The 22,873-nt window shown below is 35.1% G+C and carries 18 protein-coding genes; 11 read left to right on the top strand and 7 right to left on the bottom strand.

Going from position 1 to position 22,873, the window contains the following annotated elements:
* Positions 1–4: 4 nt before the first annotated feature.
* The 7 genes from DU508_RS19300 to DU508_RS19270 all read left to right on the top strand — a co-directional run bounded on the left by DU508_RS19300 (position 5) and on the right by DU508_RS19270 (position 6,902).
* Positions 5–1,477, top strand: coding sequence for a RagB/SusD family nutrient uptake outer membrane protein (locus tag DU508_RS19300; protein ID WP_115404405.1), 1,473 nt, complete (start codon positions 5–7; stop codon positions 1,475–1,477).
* A gap of 15 nt (positions 1,478–1,492) precedes the next feature.
* The gene (locus DU508_RS19295) at positions 1,493–2,875 is read left to right on the top strand and encodes a substrate import-associated zinc metallohydrolase lipoprotein (RefSeq protein ID WP_115404404.1); all 1,383 of its coding nucleotides are present in this window, start codon (positions 1,493–1,495) and stop codon (positions 2,873–2,875) included.
* Positions 2,876–2,879: 4 nt separating this feature from the next.
* A complete protein-coding gene (locus DU508_RS19290; protein ID WP_115404403.1) occupies positions 2,880–4,232 on the top strand; it encodes a DUF4302 domain-containing protein in 1,353 nt (450 codons plus the stop codon).
* Positions 4,233–4,359: 127 nt separating this feature from the next.
* Complete coding sequence (locus tag DU508_RS19285; RefSeq protein WP_233509680.1) at positions 4,360–4,635, top strand: hypothetical protein; 276 nt, start codon at positions 4,360–4,362, stop codon at positions 4,633–4,635.
* Positions 4,636–4,638: 3 nt separating this feature from the next.
* A complete protein-coding gene (locus DU508_RS19280) occupies positions 4,639–5,034 on the top strand; it encodes a DUF983 domain-containing protein (RefSeq protein WP_115404401.1) in 396 nt (131 codons plus the stop codon).
* A gap of 290 nt (positions 5,035–5,324) precedes the next feature.
* Positions 5,325–5,987 carry a DUF2461 domain-containing protein gene (locus tag DU508_RS19275; RefSeq protein WP_115404400.1) on the top strand — a complete coding sequence of 221 codons (663 nt, stop codon included), beginning with the start codon at positions 5,325–5,327 and terminating at the stop codon, positions 5,985–5,987.
* A 75-nt stretch (positions 5,988–6,062) separates the two neighbouring features.
* The gene (locus DU508_RS19270; protein WP_115404399.1) at positions 6,063–6,902 is read left to right on the top strand and encodes an OmpA/MotB family protein; all 840 of its coding nucleotides are present in this window, start codon (positions 6,063–6,065) and stop codon (positions 6,900–6,902) included.
* Positions 6,903–7,237: 335 nt separating this feature from the next.
* Here DU508_RS19270 and DU508_RS19265 read toward each other — a convergent pair whose 3' ends face one another.
* Entirely contained in the window at positions 7,238–9,817 is a 2,580-nt protein-coding gene (locus tag DU508_RS19265; protein WP_115404398.1) for a hypothetical protein, read from the bottom strand.
* Positions 9,818–10,290: 473 nt separating this feature from the next.
* Between DU508_RS19265 and DU508_RS19260 the strand changes: the two genes are divergently transcribed.
* On the top strand, positions 10,291–13,086 hold the full coding sequence (locus tag DU508_RS19260) for a lantibiotic dehydratase (protein ID WP_158542215.1): 2,796 nt from the start codon (positions 10,291–10,293) through the stop codon (positions 13,084–13,086).
* Here the strand turns inward: DU508_RS19260 and DU508_RS19255 are convergent.
* Positions 13,076–14,197 carry a sensor histidine kinase gene (locus tag DU508_RS19255; RefSeq protein ID WP_115404396.1) on the bottom strand — a complete coding sequence of 374 codons (1,122 nt, stop codon included), beginning with the start codon at positions 14,195–14,197 and terminating at the stop codon, positions 13,076–13,078. The genes DU508_RS19260 and DU508_RS19255 overlap by 11 nt on opposite strands.
* Positions 14,198–14,332: 135 nt before the next feature.
* On the opposite strand from DU508_RS19255, the gene DU508_RS23925 reads away from it, so the two are divergent.
* Positions 14,333–14,476, top strand: a complete 144-nt coding sequence (locus DU508_RS23925) for a hypothetical protein (RefSeq protein ID WP_158542214.1) — start codon at positions 14,333–14,335, stop codon at positions 14,474–14,476.
* Here DU508_RS23925 and DU508_RS19250 read toward each other — a convergent pair whose 3' ends face one another.
* The gene (locus DU508_RS19250; RefSeq protein WP_115404395.1) at positions 14,477–15,220 is read right to left on the bottom strand and encodes a LytR/AlgR family response regulator transcription factor; all 744 of its coding nucleotides are present in this window, start codon (positions 15,218–15,220) and stop codon (positions 14,477–14,479) included.
* Between the two features lie 391 nt (positions 15,221–15,611).
* On the opposite strand from DU508_RS19250, the gene DU508_RS19245 reads away from it, so the two are divergent.
* Together DU508_RS19245 and DU508_RS19240 are read left to right on the top strand one after the other, a co-directional pair.
* Positions 15,612–15,986 carry a hypothetical protein gene (locus tag DU508_RS19245; protein WP_115404394.1) on the top strand — a complete coding sequence of 125 codons (375 nt, stop codon included), beginning with the start codon at positions 15,612–15,614 and terminating at the stop codon, positions 15,984–15,986.
* A 23-nt stretch (positions 15,987–16,009) separates the two neighbouring features.
* Positions 16,010–16,498, top strand: a complete 489-nt coding sequence (locus DU508_RS19240) for a type I restriction enzyme HsdR N-terminal domain-containing protein (protein ID WP_115404393.1) — start codon at positions 16,010–16,012, stop codon at positions 16,496–16,498.
* A 501-nt stretch (positions 16,499–16,999) separates the two neighbouring features.
* Here the strand turns inward: DU508_RS19240 and htpG are convergent.
* The 4 genes from htpG to DU508_RS19220 form a co-directional block, all read right to left on the bottom strand.
* Positions 17,000–18,886 (bottom strand): molecular chaperone HtpG, encoded by a 1,887-nt coding sequence (gene htpG / locus DU508_RS19235; protein ID WP_199562749.1) that lies wholly within the window; start codon positions 18,884–18,886, stop codon positions 17,000–17,002.
* Between the two features lie 1,286 nt (positions 18,887–20,172).
* On the bottom strand, positions 20,173–20,565 hold the full coding sequence (locus DU508_RS19230) for a response regulator (RefSeq protein ID WP_115404392.1): 393 nt from the start codon (positions 20,563–20,565) through the stop codon (positions 20,173–20,175).
* Positions 20,566–20,681: 116 nt separating this feature from the next.
* Entirely contained in the window at positions 20,682–21,545 is an 864-nt protein-coding gene (locus tag DU508_RS19225; RefSeq protein ID WP_233509679.1) for an N-acetylglucosamine kinase, read from the bottom strand.
* A gap of 16 nt (positions 21,546–21,561) precedes the next feature.
* On the bottom strand, positions 21,562–22,872 hold the full coding sequence (locus DU508_RS19220) for a TolC family protein (RefSeq protein ID WP_115404391.1): 1,311 nt from the start codon (positions 22,870–22,872) through the stop codon (positions 21,562–21,564).
* Position 22,873: the final 1 nt, after the last annotated feature.

The raw sequence follows: 22,873 nt of genomic DNA, 5'->3' as shown, positions 1-22,873 counted from the left end.
TATTATGAAATTGAAAAAAAATAAATTTATAGCTACATGTGTTGTGGTTGCTTTTATGTCACAGTCGTGTAATAAATATCTGGACAAAGAGCCAGATAATAGAACAGAGATTAATACTGTTGAAAAAGTTGCTCAATTGGTTGCCACCGCTTATCCTCAATACGATTACCTAACGTTTACAGAGGCGGCCTCAGACAATGCCGAAGATAAAGGAAGTGGGGTGGGTACTGTAGCAGATGTATCTACAAGGCCATATTTTTGGCAGGATGTCGTTGGCTCTGGGACAGGGACTTCAACTAACTATTGGAATGGTTGTTATGCGGGAATCGCCGCCGCTAATCAAGCTCTGGAGTCCATTGATCAAAATGATTTTGGAAGTGCAGTAAATCCATATAAAGGAGAAGCTTTAGTAGCACGGGCTTATGCTCATTTTATGCTGGTTACCTTATTCTCAAAGGCGTATCAAATTGGTGGTACCAATGATTCACCCGGTATTCCGTATGTTACAGAACCCGAAACTGTCGTAATAAAGCAATACGAAAGAGAAACTGTACAGAAAACATATGAGAAAATTGAAAAGGATTTAACAGAAGGAATCGCATTATTATCCGCATCTGCATATGAAGTGCCTAAGTATCACTTTACGCCAGCTGCTGCTCATGCTTTTGCATCTCGTTTTTATCTTTTTAAAGGCGAATGGCAAAAGGTAATAGATCATGTTAGTGCAATTGTTCCAAGTGGTGATTTTTTAAGTTATTTAAGACCCATCAATTCTACCCTTAAGAATATGACCCTTGCTGAATTTAATGCAGCGTTTACAAGATCTGATCAGAAATCAATCTTGCTTCTTGCAAATCAATATTCAGGATATCAAAGACTAACATCTCCACGTTATGGATATGGACAAACTTTAGTTAGAATGTTTGAAGCCAGCCGTAATTATAGCGGAAAGGCACTGGCTCATAAAATTATCTATTACTCTGTACCAAATTATACAACCTATAAATATAAGGAGTACTTCTATAGGGTAAGCCCGAATGCGAGTACAGGATATCCATATATCATGTCGCCATTATTGAGTGTTGATGAAGCATTAATGAACAGAGCAGAAGCTTATGCTCAGCTAAACCAATTAGATAAAGCGATTAAGGATGTAACAGACTTCATGAGTGTTAGAATTAATAATTATAGTGCTTCAGCCGACGCCCCAACAATAGCGAAAGCCAAAACATATTATTCAATTATGGATGATAAAGAAGCCGTGATTAAGTTAATATTAGAGAGTAAAAAGTTTGAATTCTTACAAGAAGGGATACGTTGGTTTGATATTTTAAGACATCGTTTAACCGTAAAACACAATGTTTATGATACCGATGGTGCAGAAACTTTTATTGAGCTTGGCCCTGACGATAATCGCCGAATGTTCCAAATCCCAGAAGAAGCCTCACTATCAGGCGTTCCACTTAATCCGAGATAATAAAATAGAGATATCATGAAAAGAAATTTATATAAAATATGCTTCGTCTTATTTTTATTAAGCTTAGCCACTTCCTGTAAAAAGGAAGATCCACTAAATGTAGATTTTAGTAAGTATAATGTAGATGATCCTGTAGCAAATACCGAACTTGATGCGTGGTTGAAAGCAACTTTTTTGGATGAATATAATATCGATGTTGTTTATAGATATAATCGATTCCTACATGGAGATGATAAAGATGTTGCTGCTGTAAAAGTTGATAAAGTCCAACCTCAAATGCAAACAGTTTTGGAGGGTTTTATTTTACCATACCGTACAGTTGCCGGTGCAACTTTTATTAAAAAAACAGTTCCTAAACAGTTTGTGTTATTTGGCTCTGGAGCTTATAACACCGATAATTCTTATACATTAGGTACAGCATCTGGCGGTCGTAATATTACGCTTTATGATTTAAATAACTTTGACCTTACTAATGGTACAACAATAAGTAGAAAATTGCGAACCATACATCATGAATTTACGCATATTCTTAATCAGCTAGTACCTATGCCAGTTGATTTTCAGTTGATCACTAAATCAACTTATAATGCAACATGGACAACCGTTTCTGACGCAACTGCACGCTCAATGGGATATGTAACACCGTATTCAACCAGTCAGCCTGGTGAAGATTTTGCTGAAACCACTGCGCATTTATTAGTTGAAGGCCAGGCATGGTTTGATGCTTGGGCAAACGGCTCTACAACAGAAGGTAAAGCTGCTCTAAAGGCTAAGGAAGCAAGTGTTGTGAATTATTTCACGGTTAACTTAGGGATTAATTTCAGAGCACTTCAGCAAGAGGTTCAAAAAATTGTGAGAAATAACTACAAATATTCTACTACATTATTTCCTTACTGGGTAGGACAAAATTTGTATAAAACAATGACTGTAAACCTTGAGGATGTTCTTTATACTAATTATCCGGTTTCTAATGATTTTGCTACTGCCTATGACACCTATAAAGCTGCTATATTAGCTTATAGTTCTACTCAAAAATATCACCTGGATTATATTCAGTTTAGATTTGAATCGACTACAGCATTAACCGTTAGAGCAGCATTTTCAAATGCAACAACGCAATATTTTGGTGATTATACTTTTACTTATACCATAAATCCAACTACAGGGGTAGTAACCTTTACCAAAGCTACTCAAGGCACTGGAACTACCTACAATAATGCTGCGATTTTTGCAACTTCATTTACCAATACTATTCAAGCGTATCTTACAGGTCGAACATTTATTGCTAACTGGATGCCAGCAAATATTAATGCTGATAATTTTAATAGTACTGCAGGTTTTTCTGTGAGCGGTACACCAACAAACTATTTTTATGGAGTTTTAGGCCAAACATTATAAAGAAATGAAAAAAATATTATATGTTCTATTTATGGCACTGTTAACCTTTGCAGGCTGTAAAAAGGAAAAGGAACTTGTATTTGATGCAAGACCAGAAGAACGCATGGGAGAAGCGTTAGCAACAGTTAACAACAGTTTATCATCGGCTGCCAATGGTTGGATAGCAACCCTACCCACCCAGGCAGGAGGAGGATACTCTTTCTATATGAGTTTTGATGCAGCAAATGAAACTGTAAAAATGTACGGCGATTTAACCGATGAAAGTGCCACCAAAATAGGCACATCTACCTACCGTATGCGTGCAAATATGGGAGCAGAGTTAATATTCGATACTTACAATTACATTTCTCTTTTAGAAGATCCCAACCCAAGTTCTTTTGGAGGGGCAACTGGTTCTGGTTTTAAAAGTGATGTAGAATTTATATTCGATCACTTTACTACCGATAGTTTGATCTTTAGAGGAAAGAAGTATAAACAAACCCTAACCATGATAAAGGCAACTGCTGCTCAAAAAAATGCTTATGAAAGTGAAGGTCTAAAAGCGGCTATGGATAAGTTAAAAAGTTTCTTTATTAATACTGCGAACCCTTATATCGAAGTGGTATCTGGAAATGCTACACTTAAAGTTGGTATTACAATTAATGCCTCCAATAATCTTTCCACTGGTAAAAGATTAGATTTTACCGGTGTGCTGGCAGATGGTCAAACAGTAAGTTCGAGTGGCCAAAAATATGCTTTTACTCTTGATGGTGTATCTATTTTAAATAGTGGATTAATTTGGCAGGGAGTAACTTTTGTAAGCTTTAAGTGGAAAGATCCAACAACCTTAGCCGTATATGATTCAACAGGCAAGGAATATATAATTAAAACCTCGGCAACACCATTGGTTCCGTTATTCCAACTTTGGGGAAGTAAATACACTGGAATGCTTTCTGAATATAAAACTATTTATCCCGGAACATCCACCACAGGCACTACGATTCTGAATTATTTCCATAACGGATTGATATCATCTATTACAGGTGGGTATAACTTCAATTATGGTCGTATAAATTATGTTTGGAATTTGGTAAATAAACGATTAACCCTGAATGGTTTCAGTAGCCAGAACGGAGGTACTTCCGGTTGGACAACAAGCATCGTTTATTCATATAATGTAGATGCAAATGGCGTATATAAGTTTACAACATATGCTGCTGCATCTGGTGGTTATGTTGCAAATCCACTATCGCAACTTAATGCGTTTATGTTGGCTAACTCAATTACGTTTGATTACTATGTTAATGGTTCTACTGTTTATGCAAAAATGACGAGTGTTGAAGACCCATCAATTGTAATGACATTTGTATTACAGTAGATAGTGTGTAGAAATAATTTATTATTGGCATAATGTAGAATTGTCACAAAAAAGCCCTCGTCTTGAACGAGGGTTTTTTTATGACATAATTTTTAAGCCGCTCCAATCGTTAATCAGTATATTTGCAATGATGAAGAAGAAAATTGCTTTTGTTCTGTTTTTGGTAACATTGTCGTTTACAATGGTGTTACGAGCCAATGCCCAATGTGCCATGTGTAGCATTAATGCTGAGCAAGGTGTTAAAAATGGAAACACTGTATCGGCGGGTTTAAATACGGGTGTTTTATATCTTTTGGCTATCCCATATGTAATGGCTATTGTTGTGGGCGTGATCTGGTATAAAAAGTACCGTAAAAAAAATGTGCATTTAGATATGAAAAAAGAGCCGTTCCATTTAAATTAGAAAATGTCTGATAAAACATCAAAACTTTACGCCATCGTTCATTGTAAATGCCCACATTGCCGTAGGGGTGATATTTTCACGGGAAGCATGTACGGATGGAATATTCAGCATACCAAAGAGGTTTGTAGTCATTGTGGCCAACGGATAGAAATTGAACCAGGTTATTTCTATGCCGCCATGTATGTAAGCTACGCCATGAATGTGATTGAAATGCTTATTGCGAGTTTTATTACTTACCTTATTTTTGGGCCGCTAACAGAAAGTACCTTCTGGCATTACCTGATCGTAATTTTTGCAGGTTGTTTCATTCTGTATCCATTTAACTACCGATATTCACGAATAATATTGCTACATGTTTTATCGCCAAATATAAAATATAAGCCATATTATGATAAATGAGTTGATGATGGATTAATTGTTTAACCGTTTAAATTGTTTAACTGGTTAATTGAAATTAGAGGTAATCATGTGTATTTGACGATGCGCAGGAGTTAACCAGTTTAAACAATCAGTCGATTAGCCAGATGGTTAATTGAAATCAGAGGTAATCATGTGTATTTGACAATACGCAGCAGTTAACCGGTTTAAACAATCAGTCGATTAACCGAAATTAGAGGTAATCATGTGTATTTGACGATACGCAACAGTTAACCGGTTTAAACAATTAACCAATTAACCGGAAAATAAATATGTTAAAAAAAGAAACTTTAAAGTTCATAAAAGATGTTGCAGCAAATAATAACCGTGAATGGTTTGCCGAACATAAACCTAAATATGAAGAAGCCAAACAAGATGTTTTAAATCTGGTAACTGCAATTATTCCTGAGCTTGCAAAAGTAGACCCTTTAATCTCTGCAGATACCGATCCTAAAAAAAGTTTACTGCGCATTTATCGTGATGTCAGATTTAGTAAGAACAAAGACCCATACAAGAATAATTATGGCATTTGGTTCTCTTCAAAAAGTAAAGGCGGAAATGAGCCAGGCTATTATTTACATATCCAACCAGAGAAAAGTTTTGTTGCCGGTGGCTATTGGATGCCCGATGCTCCACATGTTAAATTGATCAGACAAGAGATTGATTATAATATCGGCGATTTTAAAGAAATTATCAACAGTAAAGATTTTAAAGAAAACTTTAAGCTGGGAACAGCAAACGTTTTAAAAAATGCACCTAAAGGTTACGATCCGGCCGATCCTAACATTGAATTCCTCAAGCTAAAAAGCTTTGAGGCCACAATGCAATTAAAGGATGAGGAGTTTTTTAAACCTACACTCGTTAATAAGTTAATAAGTTCTTTTAAAACGGTACAACCATTAGTTGCATTTTTACGAAATGCTATAGATGTTTAACTGTATAAATAGTTAACCGTACTTGAAAAAAACTTAACCAGTTAAGCAATTAACCGATTAACCCAAAAAATAAAAATGAAAAACACTTTCTTCGCTTTTACGATTCTCTTGTTGATCTCATCCCTAACTTCATGTGTTGTTTTGTCTCCAAAAAAGTATAAAGCTTTATTGGGCAGTAAAGATTCTTTATACACAGCATTCAACGAGGGATTAATTAAAATTGAAAACCTTGAAAAAGAAGTTGCAAAACTTAAGAAAGATACCTCAATGATGGCCGAAGAGCTGAGAGATTTGCAAATCAGCTATAACGAAATGGAAGGCAACTACAAAAAGCTCAAAAGCAACACATCCAGTGAAATTACCAAGTTATCAGGAGATTTAGCTGCCCGCGAGAAACGTTTAAAAGAAGTAGAAGAGGTTTTGCGCAAGCGGGATGAAGCAACAAATTCATTAAAAGAAAAATTACAACAAGCATTACTTGGCTTTACCAAAAGTGGCTTAACCGTAGAAATCAAAAATGGCAAGGTTTACGTTTCATTAACCGATAAATTGTTGTTTCCATCAGGAAGTATAGTTATTGATGAAAAAGGTAAACAAGCACTAACGCAACTGGCTAATGTTTTAAAGCAACAACCTGAAATTAATATTGCTGTAGAGGGCCATACCGATAATCAGAAAATAAATAATCTTGGTCAAATAAAAGATAATTGGGACTTAAGCGTTTTGAGAGCCACATCTGTTGTTCGTTATTTAACTGAAAATGAAAAGGTAGAAAGCGTAAGAATGACAGCTACAGGTAAGGGAGAGTTTCAACCTCTTGGATCAAATGCCAGCGCCGATGAAAGAAGTAAAAACAGAAGGATTGAAATTGTGCTGTCTCCTAAATTGGATGAGCTTTACAATTTAATCAAATAAGATGTGATATTTAGGCTTCACGCTTAAAAAACGATATATGAACGGCCGTCATTCTGAACTTGTTTCAGAACCTTAATGGCATGAACGCCTAGCATAAAAGATTGCTGACCACGAAGTAGCTACAAAACTATTGAAAACATTAACTCTACTTGTAAAATCAATTTACTTCGTAGCTTTCTGCTTCGCTACAGGTAAGCAGGATGCGGCGGCTAGGTATAATGCTTAAACACCATATATGAACGGCCGTCATTCTGAACTTGTTTCAGAACCTTAATGGCATGAACACATGGCAGAAAGATCTGACCACGAAGTAACTACATTGTCGTCAGAAAAAATTATGTTTTGTAAGATTTTAATACCTTAAAAGTTTGTTCAAATTCTCCTCCGTTCAGATTAGCATAATCTGGCATTGAAATTTTGTTGGTTGATAAAAAGTTCAATAACTCTTTAATCACATTCGATACCCCTTCATGGTTATCACAATGTTTTAATGAATCTATTTTAAGTAGAAGTAAAGCAATTTCATAGATTTTGAAGTCATTTTGAAGGGCCATTTTCAACCCATTGTCAGTTTCAACTACGGCTTGTTCGTAGTTATGTGTACAATTATAGAAGTTTGCTTTAAGCATACTAAACCCAACAGAGACAAATTTAGTATAATAGGTGTAGTCGCTCTCAGTAATTTTTTCTACAAATTCAATGATACGTTGTGCTTTTTTATAATAATTCAGTTTAAGATAGGTTTGGCCTAAATGAAGCAATAGGAAAGGGGAAAAAACAGAGTAGCGGATATAAAATATATTAGGGTACCGGTTTAAAATTGCCATAATAAAGCGGTGGCATTCTGCATAGTTTTTCCTGGCAAAAAGCAGAATCAAAACCATTCTATACGATAATATTTCTGCTGTAGTGAGCTCTGCATTCTTTAAAGAGGGACTTTGATCTATTTGCTGACAAAGTTTAATGATTTTATCTTCCAGGGTTTTGCCATCATATGGTTTATTAATAAGGCTGTTATGGAAATATAAGATTAAATCGTAAGGATTGATGGGGAATAGCTCATTCAGCCTTTTATAATATCTTTTGAGCAACTGCATCGCATTAATTAAAGATGCTTTATCAATATCGATCAGTGCGATGTTGCATTCAATGACCAGCAGCATAATCTGCGCATCTTCATTAAGCACGTTGTTGGAAATATTTTTGATTGTCTCTTTATATAAGGTGCTCATGGTTCTCCCCATGGCTAAAATATCGATAAAATCGAGGTCGATACTTTGCTTATTGAATTTCGAATTTGACTTGCTTAACTCGTATTTGGCTACAGTACAAATGAAATCAAAGGAATTGTTTTTTTCTTCATTCGTGAATGGAAGTTTCAGAATATTTTTTAACTCAGCAATTTCGTTCCTGTTAATACAAAACCTGATTGACCAGTTTAGAATGTGGTGTCTTAACAGCGTTTTCGAAGAAAAATTTTTTAAAATATATTCAAAAAACTCCTTACCTGGCTTGTAATCAAAGCATTCAGTAATTTGAATGAACAGGAAATAAGTATAAATATCATCGTTTAGAAAACGCACAATTTCAGTTGGAATTGCTGTACTAAGGCGTTTCTCTTCAACAAGAATACCATCATACAAAAGTTCTTCGTAGGCATCAGGATAGTAATTAATAAAACTCAAAATACTTTCTTTAGCCACCCGGGGTCCTTTATTGCCTTCAGAAATGCTTTCGCTTATCTTTTTAAGCAAGAATATTTTTTCGGTACTCTTTTTCGCCAAAAATATTTTTTTCTCTAAAAAATAGTTAATGAGCTCATAGCATAATAAAGGATCGCTCAGTTCCAGTGAGAAATTATCGTCCTTTAATTTAGCATAAATTTGAAGCCAGAATGGCGTTTTAAATTGCTTCAATAAAGGAGGGATAACATCATTCTGCGTAATTGATTTTTCCTCAATGCGACTTAAAGTATGTAAAATCTCCTCTGTGTTTAGCGGTGGAACATTGCTTAAAATATCAATATCATAAAATAAGCCGTTATACCAGTTCTTCGTTAAAAATGCCGAACTGCTTATAATAGGCTGGAGATTTATCCAAATATTTGTCCTCAGACCGAATACAATTTTGAAAAAATTATTTTCTTCTATGCTATATAAGAAATTAATGAAGATCTTAAAGAAACTTGTTTTAGACAGGAACTCATCCACACCATCTACAATGAGTACAAATCTGCCCTCTCTTTTATCAGGATTTTTTTTAAAAAAGCTAATTAATTCGTTAATACTTTCAAATTTAAATTCTTGGGCAAACCACTCTTTCAATGTAAGTCCGTGTTGTATTACGGTGTTTATACTGGTAGGGTTTATAAGTAAAACAATATCGTTTTTATAAAGTGCATGATCTGAATAAAAGAAATGCTCCACCATATGTGCCAATAAGATCGATTTACCTTGGCCGGGTTGTGCACTGACGGTAGTGAACTGATAATCATTCCTTAAGAAATAATCAAAATCAGGATAGAAGAAATTTCTGTTTGCGGTGTGGTTAAAAGGCACCCCCGAATTATTTTTTGTCGCAATCAATGAAACATCAGTAATAACATGGCCTTTTAATTTAAGCGTTTGCCAAATGCTTTGAGATGGGGGGATGTGGTTTTCTCTCTCTTTACAGAAAGCGCTCCAATCCGCATAACCTATATATTGAGACAGGCTATTGAGCGTAAATAAGGAAAATTTGTGTAAAGTATTGGCAAAGCCGAAAAACCTTTTAATAGTGGTTTCACTAACGTAGTTCTTTGTTTCTTGAAATACATACTCAGAAATTACTTTACAATGAGCAGGGTCGATATTTCGCAATCCTGACTTGATCAGTACAAACTTCCTGAGCTCATTAAGGAGTTCGTTAGCGTTCATTAATATATATGGATGACTTGGCTAATGTCATGAAAATTTCACAATAGCAGAAATGATTTGAGTAACAAATCATGGTATGAATAAAATGAATGAAATAGATTGCATAAACAATGAATAGAAATGGATAAAACAGATTACTCCTCCTAACTGTAAATTCGTCAATAGTATTGCAATCATCGTTCTGCTAACGCTCTTTTGCTTGCAATCGTATGTGCAAAAATTTTAATGCAAACTCTATAACGCAAGCACTAAAAAACAGAAATCTATCTACGTCCCGATGAACGGCCATCTTCAATTATTGGAGATGGCTTTTTTGTTTAAGTAATAATCGGTTTTAAGATTAATCTTTGTAATTTTCGCCAATAATTATTCCAATGAACCATTCATAATTAAATAATCATTAAACATACAGTGAATGATTATTTGATGATGGTATGCTCCATCAGACAAATAAAAACAATAAAAACAAACAGATGAAACCTAATATTCATCCCTCAGTAATTTTTAGAACCCCTAAATTTTCTTATCAGTCTGATCTTTCGGCCTGTTGGGATGAATTAAAACAAGCAATTGCCATTTCATCAGGTGCTTTTTACGAAACCATAAAAGACGTTGAAGCCGATGATTTAAAAAATCTTCCGCAAAAAGTATATTTTACCATTTGGAAGTACTTTAACCGGGCAAAATACCGCTCAACTCCTTACGGAACATTTGCCAGCTTTAGTTTTTTAGAAAATGCGATAAGGCCAGATGAAAGCAGAATTGTTATTGATGAAGGACAAATTGTACATCGTTTTATTGATTGGCCGTATCGAAATGAACTCCATTTTGATTTTGCTGAAATTATTCTTCAAAACGGCCTTTTGTTTAGCAATAGCAGTTATTATCTTACCACTGATAGTATCCGGTATATTGCTTGTACAAACGGTGTTTTCGAACTTGCGGAGATCGAACAGGATGATTTTGTAAAGCAAATTTTAGATACATGTATTGAACCAATCCATGTGAATGATTTAGTTGAAAAACTAGCCCTTGATGAAGAAAGCAGGATTAATCTTTTATCGCTTCTGAATGATATGCATTCGCTACAACTTGTTTTTACTGATCGTGACCCAAATATTATCGGACAAGATTATTTTGAAAGAGTTGGTATTACAACTGTTGTTGATAAACCTCAGTATTTAATTGCCGAGCGTAAAGCCATAAATGGTGTACTTAATGAAAAATTGTTGAGGCAAATACCCAATTTAATAGAATCATTAAGTAAAATTTTGCAATCTGACGAAAGGGACGCCTTAAAGAATTTTATAACCAGGTTCAAGCGTAAATTTGATCAGCAGGAAGTACCATTATTAACTGCATTAGACCCTGAAATGGGGGTTGGTTATGACGAGTTGGAACAGGCTGGAGAGAATGACGACTTTGTTGCACAATTTAATCATAAGAAAAATGTCGATAAAGATGAAAAAGATCTGAAATATGTGTTAAAAAACCACCTTTCTAAAGAAACCTTTAATAAACGAGAACCTATATTCCTAAATAAATTATCTTTCGGGCTAAACGAAAAACCAGGTGTTTTGCCGAATTCATTTAGCCTTTTAATGTCTTTAGCTGATGATTTGGTGTGTATTGATCAAATAGGTGGTGCCACTGCCAATGCATTAACCGGGCGGTTTTCCATCGCTGATGCTGCGGTAGAAGAATATTGCAAGAACACTTCTAATATCGAGCAAAAAGCAAATCCCGATGTGCTTTTTTTTGATGTTGCTTACATGGTAGAAACAAATGTTGATAATATCAACCGGCGAAAATTAGTTTACGGTCATCAATTATCCATATTGAATTTTGATACCTCGGCATCTCCGCTCGCACTCCATGATATCCAGATTTCGGTTAAAGATAACCAGGTGTTTTTGCGGTCGTATAAATTGAACAAACGTCTTGTTCCCCGATTAGCTTCTGCTTATAACTATACCCGATCTGATCTTTCAGTTTTTAGATTACTATGCGATCTTCAACATCAGGGCATTCAAACTAGCCTCTCTTTTACACTGGAAAACATTTTTCCTGATTTAGATTATTATCCACGTTTTCAATATCATAATGTTGTTTTAAGCACGGCAAAGTGGCGTGTTAATAAAGAAATGTTTTTCCCTGATAAGGTTTCTTTATCCATTGAAGAAGCCAGAAGTTACCTGAAAAAAACAGGCTTATCAAAATTCTTCAAAGCAGGCCTGTCTGATCAAACTTTATGTTTTAATCTGGATAACGATGATGATGTGAGTGCATTTCTTCAATTTATGCAAAAACAGAAAAAAGTGTATCTCGAAGAAGTGATCATTACGAGAGATAGTGTGGTTGAAGATCAAAATGGTAAACCTTATTTAGCCCAGTTTATCCTGAATCTCCACCACAATAATACAGTTTATGGCAAGTTGAATGAAGAAGAAAATGCGGATACATCGATACAGCAGGTTTATTTACCAGGTAAGGAGTGGTTATATTTTGAAATATATTGTCATCAACAACGATCGGATGAGATTCTTGCCGGCATAATACCAGCTTTCTTAGGGCAGTTTTCTGAAGAAATAAAATCCTGGTTCTTTATCAGATATAATGAAAACGGAAATCATCTGCGGTTTCGTGTTTTATTAAATAAACAAGAAGATGGCCAAAAGCTTACTTCTGCCTTTAGCGATGCACTTCATCATTACCTGGATAAAGGCTTGGTATCCGATTTACAATTAAAAACATATAAAAGAGAAACCGAACGTTATGGTGCAAATTTAATTTCCCAGGTTGAGCAGCATTTTTCTGTTGATAGTGAGTTCGTATTATCACTTTTGCAGAATCATGCTGATGCGTTCACAAAATATAAAAGTTGCTCAACAATGGTTAATGAGTTAAGATTGGCAGGTGTTTTTGACGGTGCCGTTCTAACAAAAATAATTAAGCTGGTATCTGATTCATTTAATGAAGAACATCACCTGGATGCTTCAGATTTCAAAAAACTTAATCAGCAATATCAATTATATAAAAACCTGCCCGAGTTCACCCCACATCAAAACCAAAAAAATGCTTTCGATGAATTTAAGAAATCGTTTATTAATATTCTCAACCAAAGCAGTGGCGATAAAAGAGTTAAGTTGTTTACCGATTTAATGCATATGCATGTTAATCGTTTGTTCAGCAGAGATCAACGAACCAACGAGATGGTAATGTATTATTTCCTGCTAAAAGATATTCAGCGTAAAAATGCTATTGGTTAATATTAAGCTTAGCCATTGGATTTACAATATTAACATCAATTTCAGTGATATATCGGTTTAAAGGATCTTTATAATACCTGAAAATATAATCATCCTTATAAAAGTTGGCTAAACGCTTATTGATATTGTCAATTCCGACATGATGGCTTTCATGCTGCTTGCCTTTTACATCATTAACCATATTTATGGTGGTGATGTTAAGGTTATTATTATTATAATCTATTTTTATAATTGCCGGTTGAGAGGAATGAGAAACATTTCCGTGTTTAAAGATGTTTTCTACCAGAGTTAACAAAATAAGCGGTGGAAATCGTAATCCAAACAGATCACCATTAACCTCCAATTCTAAGTTTATTGTATTTGCTGTTCGTAATTTGTGAAGATTAATAAGATGCTCTATTTGTTCAACTTCTTCGCTTAACGGAACTAATTCTGATGCTTCCGGCCGTTTTAATGCATATCGCATCATTTCAGCCAAATTCATAATGGCATCGGCAGCCATTGGTGCCTTTTTGCGGGCATCATTATAAATGAAGTTTAAAGTGTTGAATAAGAAATGGGGATTAATCTGACTACGAAGAAAGTTGTTTTGAGATTGGACAAGATCATTCTCCAAGGCTTGTTTTTCTATTTGTGTAACAAGACTTTGACGTTCTAATGCTTCAACTCTTTTCCTATCTTCAAATGATTTTAAGATATATACATAACCAGTAGAAAAACCAATAAAATATAATGAGCGCCAAATGCAACTTAGGATAAATTCTTGGTCCAAAATAATTGGCCTGTTGTAATTTACTAAGTGAAGTATATTGAATAAATATCGAAGAGAAAATGCGATTATAGAATAAAGGGAAATCTCTAAAACAATTATTATAATAACATTTATAAATTTTAGCGTTTGAACCTTAGCGTTAACTGCCTTACCATAGAAAAATGCATGGGCATAGAACAACGAGATATTTAACAAATATACAATGAAGTAACTGCCAGGTTGACTAAAGGTTTTACTTATTAGTCCAGTGATAAAAACCTCGTAAATGATGTAAGCACCCCATGCAATCAGATGGACTTTGTACTTTTTATAGAAATTATTTATGATTAAAAAATTCATTATTTTGGGTTCAATTCTATTAAAATAGGGCTTTTATCTGCTGAAACGGGTATTTTGTGTAAAAAAATATAGGTAATTGAATTAGTGTTGCACCTTTACAGAAATTAATAATAACAAAAATTAAATTACAAAATCATGAAAGCTCAACACACAAATAAATTAGCTAAAAAAACTGTTTTCGTTTATAAAAATGTTAAAGATTCAAATGGTTTTAACACTGACCCATCTACAGTAACTGCTAAGACTGTTGTTCTAACTTGGGATATTTTCAAAAAGTAATTACTGACTTCTGTTAGATTTTAGTAAACTACTTTGTACATAGGCGAAGAAAGCTTCTTTATAGCCTTCGCCAATTTGGATCATTTCATTGTTTATTAAGCGGATAATATTTCCATCTACCTTTTTGATAGCAGCTTTAGCAACAATATTCGATTTGTTAACCCGAATAAATGCATGGTTTTCTAAAGCTTTTTCTATCTCTTTAAGGGTAAGGTAGGTGGTATGAGTCTCGGCCCTTGTAATGATCTGTATATAGTTTTGCAGCGCCTTTATGTAAAGTATTTCATCAATAGCGATGTTAGAAAAAGCATATTTATGGTCACCTTTAATATAGAGTGCAGCCACTTGTTCGGCGTCTTTTGAAGCTGCTTTAGCGTTAATAGCCTCCTTTTTTAAGATTCTGTCAATGCCTAAAGCGAATTTTGCAAATGAAATTGGCTTTAGTAAATATTGATCAGATTGTACATCGAAAGCTTGTAAAGCATAGTCTGGATGAGCCGTTGTAAAGATTAAATATTTCGCTTTTTCTCTGATATTTTTTGCTAATTCCAGGCCATTAATGCCGGGCATGTCAATATCCATAAAGAGTAAATCTATTTCATCATCAATACTAATTTCAGTTAAGGCTTGAACCGGACTGGTAAAGGTTTTAAAAACTGTTAAACCGGGCATTTCTGCTATATGGTCAGTAAGTACCTCAATCGCATGTTGTTCGTCATCAATAACGACGCATTTTAAATTCATGATATTATTAAATATGATGTTGGAATGATTTTAATGCAAGTTAAATAAAAAAAGAATTGATTTCGCTTCCTATTATTAAAAAAATACGGACATTTTTCATCTAAAGAAGTCTGGGGTTTCATGTAATAATTCCCGGGGTTGGTGTAAAAAAATTCCCAATCCCCCCTTGTTTTGTAATCTTTAAACTGTTTGCCAAAAACAAATAATTATCTGATTTACTTCCAAAAAAAGTAAAGAATTTAATTAACCCTTAAACATCTGCCTGCCCAAGCTTGTGTTGCCTGTAGATAAGATAATTAAAAACAGGCCATACAATACTGGGTTTAAATAAGATTAAAAGTTAAAAGAAGAAAAAAGAAAAACATCCCTGCATCTACCTGAAATCGCCCCAATGAAAACTAATGACTACGAATACTTGCTCAGCAAAATATATCATAACGGAGTGCTTTCCAAAGCTGGATTAAATGCTGATCTGTATTTAAAAATGCAACAAGAGTACAACAATTTGAAAGTTCTGGAAACAGAAAACGGTGCTTTTGATGGTGATTACGCATTTAGAAAGTCATTTCTCATTGTTCGTAATTATGTTCAACAAGCGATTAAAGATGGATTAAAAAGTTTTCAGTTTAGCATGCAAGCGACTGATATTGATAAATTATCATACATGATCGCTATGTTAAACCGTAACTTCTTTGATAAGAAAAGTTTAGATAAAATTATTTCTACGGCAAGTTCAGTATTCAATCAGTACAATTTAAAAAATTAACATCTAATTATAAACACCTTACTATGGAACTTAAAGACGAAATCGGGCAATTTGCCGTAAGAATTAAGAAAATGCTTCCTCAGGTTCAATCTGAAGATTTAACCAGAAATGCACTAGTTATGCCTTTTATTCAGATTTTAGGATTCGATCCATCTGAAGTCCAATCGGAAGCTGTTTTAGATTTTGGCGTTAAAAAAAGTAAAAAAGTTGATTATACCATTATGAAAGATGGTGAGCCAACTATTTTAGTTGAATGCAAACACCATGAAGATAGTCTGGATATTCATGACTCCCGTTTATCTAAATACTTTCGTAAAACGAAAGCTAAGTATGGTTTATTAACCAACGGATTAGTTTATCGTTTTTATACCGAGAAAATGGTCAGATCAAAGAAAAATCAGGAACCATTGTTCGAATTTAAAATTACTGATACTAAAGCTGCTACCATTGCAAAAATGATTGAAGAGCATAAAGACTATTTTAATGTAGATCAAAAAGCTGTGGCAAGCTAAATATATTTTATTTTAATCTAAGAGTTCCCGAAAATTCTACAGAAATTAAAGTCTCAATTTATTGAGGCTTTTTTTATGCTTTATGGAATTATAGCAGTGATGTTGCCATAAAACAATGAAGGATCATTTTTCGCAATGATTGTTGGCGGGGTAGCAAACTAGTTTTTCCCGGTTTTCGTCATTGCGAGGCCAACCCTTCATTGGCTATAACAATCTCCTTAGGAAAATCACTGTTGAGCGCTATTGAATGTGTAATTGGTAACTCAGATTCCATAAAGCTTGATCGGCCTTGATAGAAAAATAGATGCTGAAATAAATTCAGTATGACGACCACCTGCCAAGTAAAGCCCAATATCCAATATATTAAAGCTTTAGGCAACTGCCAGATTATTGCGAGGTAAGAAGCAATCTTAATATATGTTTTGCAGATAATCAAAGTTATTAAAAATAAAAAAGGGAGAAACCTAACGATTTCTCCCCATCAAATATGATGTTGAATATTTAGATCAATTCCACACTTCTGCTTACAAACGCAGTTAAATCTGATCCTGTTAACATGCCTTGAGCCAATAACGCCAAATCTACAGCCTGTTTGGCTAAGTTGCTTTGTTCTTCGCCTTCTGCTTTTAAGATTTTGCTAACCAGCTTATGATTTCCATTGATGGCCACTTTGTAATTGTCGGGCATTTGGCCATAAAAACCCATTCCGCCACCCATTGCAGCCATATCTTTCATACGGCGCATAAATTCATCCATTGTAATGGTTACTGGTAACTCTTCCGGATGTAAAGCCACAACTTCAACATGCATTCCTGGTTTAGTGATTGCTTTTTCAAAGATCGTTGTCACTTCCTTAACCTGATCTTCAGTTAAAACATGCTCGTTTTTCTCATCTTTTTCAATCAATTTATCAGCTACGCTAGAATCAACACGTTTAATTGATGTTTTTTCTAATTTTTGCTCTAACTGATTAATGAAGTGATTATCAATAGGGGAGTCTAAAACTAAAACATCGTAGTCTTTTTTATTTGCTGATTGAATAAAAGCATCCTGTTTGGCCGCATCATTGGCATATAAATAAACTACTGTTCCGTTTTTATCAGTTTGTAAAGGAGCAACTTTTTCTTTGTATTCATTTAAAGTGAAAAGCTCATTTTTAGTGTTTCCAACTAAAGCAAAATCTTTTGCTTTATCATAAAATTTCTCTTCACTAATCATTCCGTATTTCACGAACAAGCCAATATCTTTCCATTTCTCTTCGAAAGATTTACGGTCTTTATTAAATAGCTCAGCTAATTTATCAGCAACTTTTTTAGTGATGTAATTATTGATTTTCTTAACATTGCTATCTGCCTGTAAGAAACTGCGTGATACATTTAACGGAATATCAGGAGAATCAATCACACCATGCAATAACATCAGGAATTCGGGAACAATATCTTTAACCTCATCAGTAATGAATACCTGGCGAGAGAATAACTTGATCTTGTTGCGTTGCATTTCAAAATCGTTTTTCAATTTAGGGAAATACAATACACCAGTTAAGTTGAATGGATAATCTACATTTAAGTGAATCCAAAATAACGGCTCTTCACTAAATGGATATAACTCACGGTAAAAACTTAAATAATCCTCATCTGACAAATCTGCAGGTGCTTTGGTCCAGATTGGATTGGTGGTGTTGATGATATTATCAACTTCTATGTCTTTATACTTTTTCTTGCCCTCTTCATCTTCGCCATCTTCTTCTGATTCGGTCTTAGTGCCAAACTTAATTGGTACAGGTAAAAATTTGGCGTATTTATCAAGAATTTCCTGCAGCTTAGATTTTTCTAAAAACTCTTCAGAATCTTTATTGATGTGAAGAATGATATCGGTACCGCGGGTGGTTCTGTTGCCTTCAGTAATTTCAAATTCTGTACTGCCATCACAAACCCAACGGGCAGGTTCAGCACCATCCTGGTATGATAAAGTTTGAATTTCAACTAAATCTGCAACCATGAAAGCAGAGTAAAAACCTAAACCGAACTTACCAATGATTTCATTGGCATCTTTTGCATCTTTAAATTTTTCTACAAACTCGCTTGCGCCAGAAAATGCAACCTGATTAATGTATTTTTTAATTTCTTCGGCGGTCATCCCCAAACCATTGTCGCTGATGGTAATGGTTTTTGCTGCTGCATCAACCGCAACTTCTACCAAAGGCTGGCCAACTTCGCCATTAAACTGGCCCAATGAACCTAGTCTTTTAATTTTCTGAACTGCATCTACCGCGTTAGAAACCAACTCACGAAGAAAAATCTCGTTATCTGAGTATAAAAACTTCTTAATTATCGGGAAAATGTTCTCGGTATGTATCGAGATATTTCCTTTTTCCTGTATGCTCATATGTAAATAAATTGTTTAATCTACATCGTGCATAACAAGGCTTGTTCCAAAGAGGATTGTTTGCCAAAATGACAGAGTTGGTTTATCGTCATTGCGCAGCCAATCCTTCATTGGCTGCGGCAATCTCCTACGGAAGATCACTGTTTAAGTGCTGTTTTAAAGAATGGAATCACAGCATTAAGGTTGCCATAAACAGATTGCTCCGTCTTTCCTCCCTCGCAATGACGATCATATTAATGTATCCCCTGTTCCGTCATTGCGCAGCCAATCCTTCATTGGCTGTGGCAATCTCCTTCGGGGAGATCAGTGTTTAAGTGCTGTTTTAAAGAATGGAATCACAGCATTGAGGTTTCCATAAAACAGATTGCTTCGTCGTTCCTCCTCGCAATGACGATCATATTAATGTATCCCTGTTTCGTCATTGCGCAGCCAATCCTTCATTGGCTGTGGCAATCTCCTACGGAAGGTCACTGTTTGAGTGCTGTTTTAAAGAAAGGAATCACAGTATTGAGGTTGCCATAAACAGATTGCTTCGTCGTTCCTCCTCGCAATGACGATCATATTAATGTATCCCCTGTTCCGTCATTGCGAAGCCAATCCTTCATTGGCTACGGCAATCTCCTACGGAAGGTCACTGTTTGAGTGCTGTTTTAAAGAAAGGAATCACAGCATGAGGCTGCCATAAAACAGATTGCTTCGTCGTTCCTCCTCGCAATGACGATCATATTAATGTATCCCCTGTTCCGTCATTGCGAAGCCAATCCTTCATTGGCTGTGGCAATCTCCTTCGGGAGATGACATTTAGAATGTTTTAAAGAAAAGGAATTACAGCATTGAGGTTGCCATAAACAGATTGCTTCGTCGTTCCTCCTCGCAATGACGATTGGGTTAATACATACCCTGTTTCGTCATTGCGAAGCCAATCCTTCATTGGCTGTGGCAATCTCCTTCGGGAGATGACATTTAGAATGTTTTAAAGAATGGAATCACAGCATGAGGCTGCCATAAAACAGATTGCTTCGTCGTTCCTCCTCGCAATGACGATCATATTAATGTATCCCCTGTTCCGTCATTGCGAAGCCAATCCTTCATTGGCTGTGGCAATCTCCTTCGGGAGATGACATTTAGAATGTTTTAAAGAATGGAATCACAGCATTGAGGTTGCCATAAAACAGATTCCTTCTTCGCATTGATGATTGCGTTAATATTGATGGTTAATACCACAATAAAAAAAGCCAGGAAAACCTTAAAGGTTCCTGGCTAAGTATTTTTAAAATAAAGACCTTTTAATTTAAAAGAAAGCTGGGTTTATCCTCTTCCAAAGAAAGTGTTTTGGTAATCTTTTTAAGCAGCACATCCATTTGGAAAGGTTTAGAAAGGAAATCATCCTGCCCATAATTTAAGGTCGTAAAATCTTTAGGGTCGTACAAACCAGAAATCAGTAAAATTGGAATTTTAGAAGTGCTTTCTATTGATTTCAATTGTTCGCATAACACGCGTCCATCAATGTGGCCAAGAGAGATATCAAGTAAAATCAAATCGGGGTTAAAGCTTTCAATTCTATTAAAAACTTCTTCACCGTCATTTAGTGCTGAAACTTTAAAACCGCCAATTTCGAGTATTAATTGTATGGTTTCTAAAACCTCAATATCATCATCTACTACTAATATTCTCTTCATAATGTGCTACGCAATTGTGTGTGCCTCCAAAATTATAACAAAATGTATGTTGTTATGTTTACAATCTTAAAAATATTTTAACAATAAATTCATAAGGCGAAAAAATATGATCAGAATTAACTCGTTTGCGTCGCAATGCCTTCCTTTTGAAGGATGAAATTGAACAAATCGTCAATGGGTTTCTGTAATATTTTTCCAGGCTCAATGCCATTTGCTTCCAAAACTTCTATCAGGGCATCCTGATAATAATAAGCAATAGAGCCTACAAAATGGCAAGGTACGGATTTATGTTTCGGATAATCCTTTACATTGGTATCTACAAACTCCTGAAAGCCTGTTTTTAAAATATTCTGGATAAATGGATGATCTTTATGCTGAGCCATAAAGCGGCTGAAACCCGCTAAGTAGATATTTGGAAATGGTTTTTGGTAAACATTGGTAATAATCTGCTCTTTTTCTGCCGGAAACGATTTCTTAAATTCTGCAGCCAGGCTGGCGGGCATTTTATTGTAAAGGTAAGCGAGTAATACTTTCTTGCCGAAAAATGTTCCTGAACCTTCATCACCTAAAACATAACCCAAGCCATGATGTCCGTCGTGAATTTTTTTACCATCAAAATAACAGATGTTCGAGCCCGTTCCTAAAATGCAATTTAAACCCTCTGCATCTCCACAGGTTGCGTATACAGAACCCAAAAGATCGTGATCTACAGAAATAAAAGCCTGAGTGAAAATTTCGGATAATCCATTAGAAACCACTTCATGTTTATCCGGAGAGGAACAACCGGCACCGAAAAAGTAAATTTCCTTTACCTGATCGGCACATTGCATGACCGTTTCATTTTTAGAAATCAGCTTGCTTATATCCTGTTCATTTAAAAAATAAGGATTTATTCCAGGAGTATTAAACTTAATGGTTTCGCCATTATGATAGCCCATCCAATCTGTTTTTGATGAGCCACTATCTGCAACAAGTATCATGGATTAAATATAAAAATTAATTAGATAAATCTATATTCCCACCAATTTCTTTCAGCGTGATTTCAGCAATTTTAGCTTGATACTGCATTTCTATAAATCGGTTTTGTGCATCAATAGCATTGCGTTGTGCTTCTCTGAGCTCTAAAGGAGCAATACTTCCCAACTTATATTTGGCTAAAGTAATATCAAGATTTTCTTTCGCAATATCTACGTTACGTTGCTCAAGTTTAATCAAATCCAGATAAGTGGCATAGTTTTGATAAGCCGTAAGCAATTGTGAATTTACATCGAGTTTGGTTTTATTTAAATTCAAGGTAGAATTTTCGATATCAATTTTAGCATTTCTTTCCTGTTGCCTTTGCAAAAAGCCATTGAATAAATTTAAACTTGCTGTTACACCATAAGTAAAACCATTGGCCGCAAACCTTTGGTTAAACCCTGTGGGACTGGTACTTCTGGCTCTGCTATATCCTGAATTTAAACTTATGGAAGGATACCTTGCTCCGCGAATGGATTTTAAATTTAGCGAGGCAATTTTTTGATTGATAAAAGCATTCTGAACATTTGGGTTTTGCTGCGCTGCAATTTCTGCCTGCTTGCTAAACAATATTCCCTTATCAACATCGATACTGTCAGCTACCGAAAAATCTGTACCGATATCTCTAACAATTAATTGATTTAAGCGAACTTTTGCAACCTGCAGGAAATTCTTAACCTGCAGATAGTTTGATGTATCCGTATTATAATCAACCTGTGCAGTTAATACATCCAATTTCGAACCGCGACCCAGTTGCAGTTTGGTTTTGGCGATATTGGTTCGCAGCACCGATACATCCATTGCGCTATCAGCGGCAACCAGCAGCTGCTGTTGCCTTACTACGTCATAATAAGCAGATATCACATCAGAAACAGTTGTTAATATGGCTAGTCTGGAATTTACTTCTCCCTGTTTTTGTAATTCTTTAAGGCGATCATAATTGGCAAACATGGTAAAACCATCAAATATGGTCCAGTTTAAATCGGCTCCATAACTGTTGTTTGTACTTTGGGCACCACGAATTACCCGATCTTCACCGGTTACAGGTGTTTGTCGGGTGTTTTGAATACTCCCGCCATTGTTATAAACGCCTGCAATGCTTGGTAACATGCCAGCATTACCTATATTGGCATTGTTCCTGGCAATATTAACTTCGTTTTTACTAATTTTTATATCATAATTATTTTGCAGGGCAATGGTAATTGCTTCCCGCAAGCTGAGCCTTTCTTGTGCGAAACCCGAAGCCGATAAGCTTGCCAGGAATATAAATATTTTTAATCTTTTGCTCATC

This window comes from Pedobacter chinensis (genome assembly GCF_003339865.1).
GTDB lineage: Bacteria > Bacteroidota > Bacteroidia > Sphingobacteriales > Sphingobacteriaceae > Pedobacter > Pedobacter chinensis.
The sequence above is the reverse complement of the archived record's forward strand: the minus strand, read 5'-3'. Positions and strand labels throughout refer to the sequence as shown.

Excerpts from the sequence above, each read along its gene's own strand:
- DU508_RS19250 (WP_115404395.1), bottom strand. The coding sequence starts at position 15,220 with ATGAATTTAAAATGCGTCGTTATTGATGACGAACAACATGCGATTGAG.
- DU508_RS19230 (WP_115404392.1), bottom strand. The coding sequence starts at position 20,565 with ATGAAGAGAATATTAGTAGTAGATGATGATATTGAGGTTTTAGAAACC.
- DU508_RS19300 (WP_115404405.1), top strand. The coding sequence starts at position 5 with ATGAAATTGAAAAAAAATAAATTTATAGCTACATGTGTTGTGGTTGCT.
- DU508_RS23925 (WP_158542214.1), top strand. The coding sequence starts at position 14,333 with ATGAAAGCTCAACACACAAATAAATTAGCTAAAAAAACTGTTTTCGTT.
- htpG (WP_199562749.1), bottom strand. The coding sequence starts at position 18,886 with ATGAGCATACAGGAAAAAGGAAATATCTCGATACATACCGAGAACATT.
- DU508_RS19280 (WP_115404401.1), top strand. The coding sequence starts at position 4,639 with ATGTCTGATAAAACATCAAAACTTTACGCCATCGTTCATTGTAAATGC.
- DU508_RS19265 (WP_115404398.1), bottom strand. The coding sequence starts at position 9,817 with ATGAACGCTAACGAACTCCTTAATGAGCTCAGGAAGTTTGTACTGATC.
- DU508_RS19220 (WP_115404391.1), bottom strand. The coding sequence starts at position 22,872 with ATGAGCAAAAGATTAAAAATATTTATATTCCTGGCAAGCTTATCGGCT.
- DU508_RS19255 (WP_115404396.1), bottom strand. The coding sequence starts at position 14,197 with ATGAATTTTTTAATCATAAATAATTTCTATAAAAAGTACAAAGTCCAT.
- DU508_RS19275 (WP_115404400.1), top strand. The coding sequence starts at position 5,325 with ATGTTAAAAAAAGAAACTTTAAAGTTCATAAAAGATGTTGCAGCAAAT.
- DU508_RS19295 (WP_115404404.1), top strand. The coding sequence starts at position 1,493 with ATGAAAAGAAATTTATATAAAATATGCTTCGTCTTATTTTTATTAAGC.
- DU508_RS19290 (WP_115404403.1), top strand. The coding sequence starts at position 2,880 with ATGAAAAAAATATTATATGTTCTATTTATGGCACTGTTAACCTTTGCA.
- DU508_RS19245 (WP_115404394.1), top strand. The coding sequence starts at position 15,612 with ATGAAAACTAATGACTACGAATACTTGCTCAGCAAAATATATCATAAC.
- DU508_RS19270 (WP_115404399.1), top strand. The coding sequence starts at position 6,063 with ATGAAAAACACTTTCTTCGCTTTTACGATTCTCTTGTTGATCTCATCC.
- DU508_RS19285 (WP_233509680.1), top strand. The coding sequence starts at position 4,360 with ATGATGAAGAAGAAAATTGCTTTTGTTCTGTTTTTGGTAACATTGTCG.
- DU508_RS19240 (WP_115404393.1), top strand. The coding sequence starts at position 16,010 with ATGGAACTTAAAGACGAAATCGGGCAATTTGCCGTAAGAATTAAGAAA.
- DU508_RS19225 (WP_233509679.1), bottom strand. The coding sequence starts at position 21,545 with ATGATACTTGTTGCAGATAGTGGCTCATCAAAAACAGATTGGATGGGC.
- DU508_RS19260 (WP_158542215.1), top strand. The coding sequence starts at position 10,291 with ATGAAACCTAATATTCATCCCTCAGTAATTTTTAGAACCCCTAAATTT.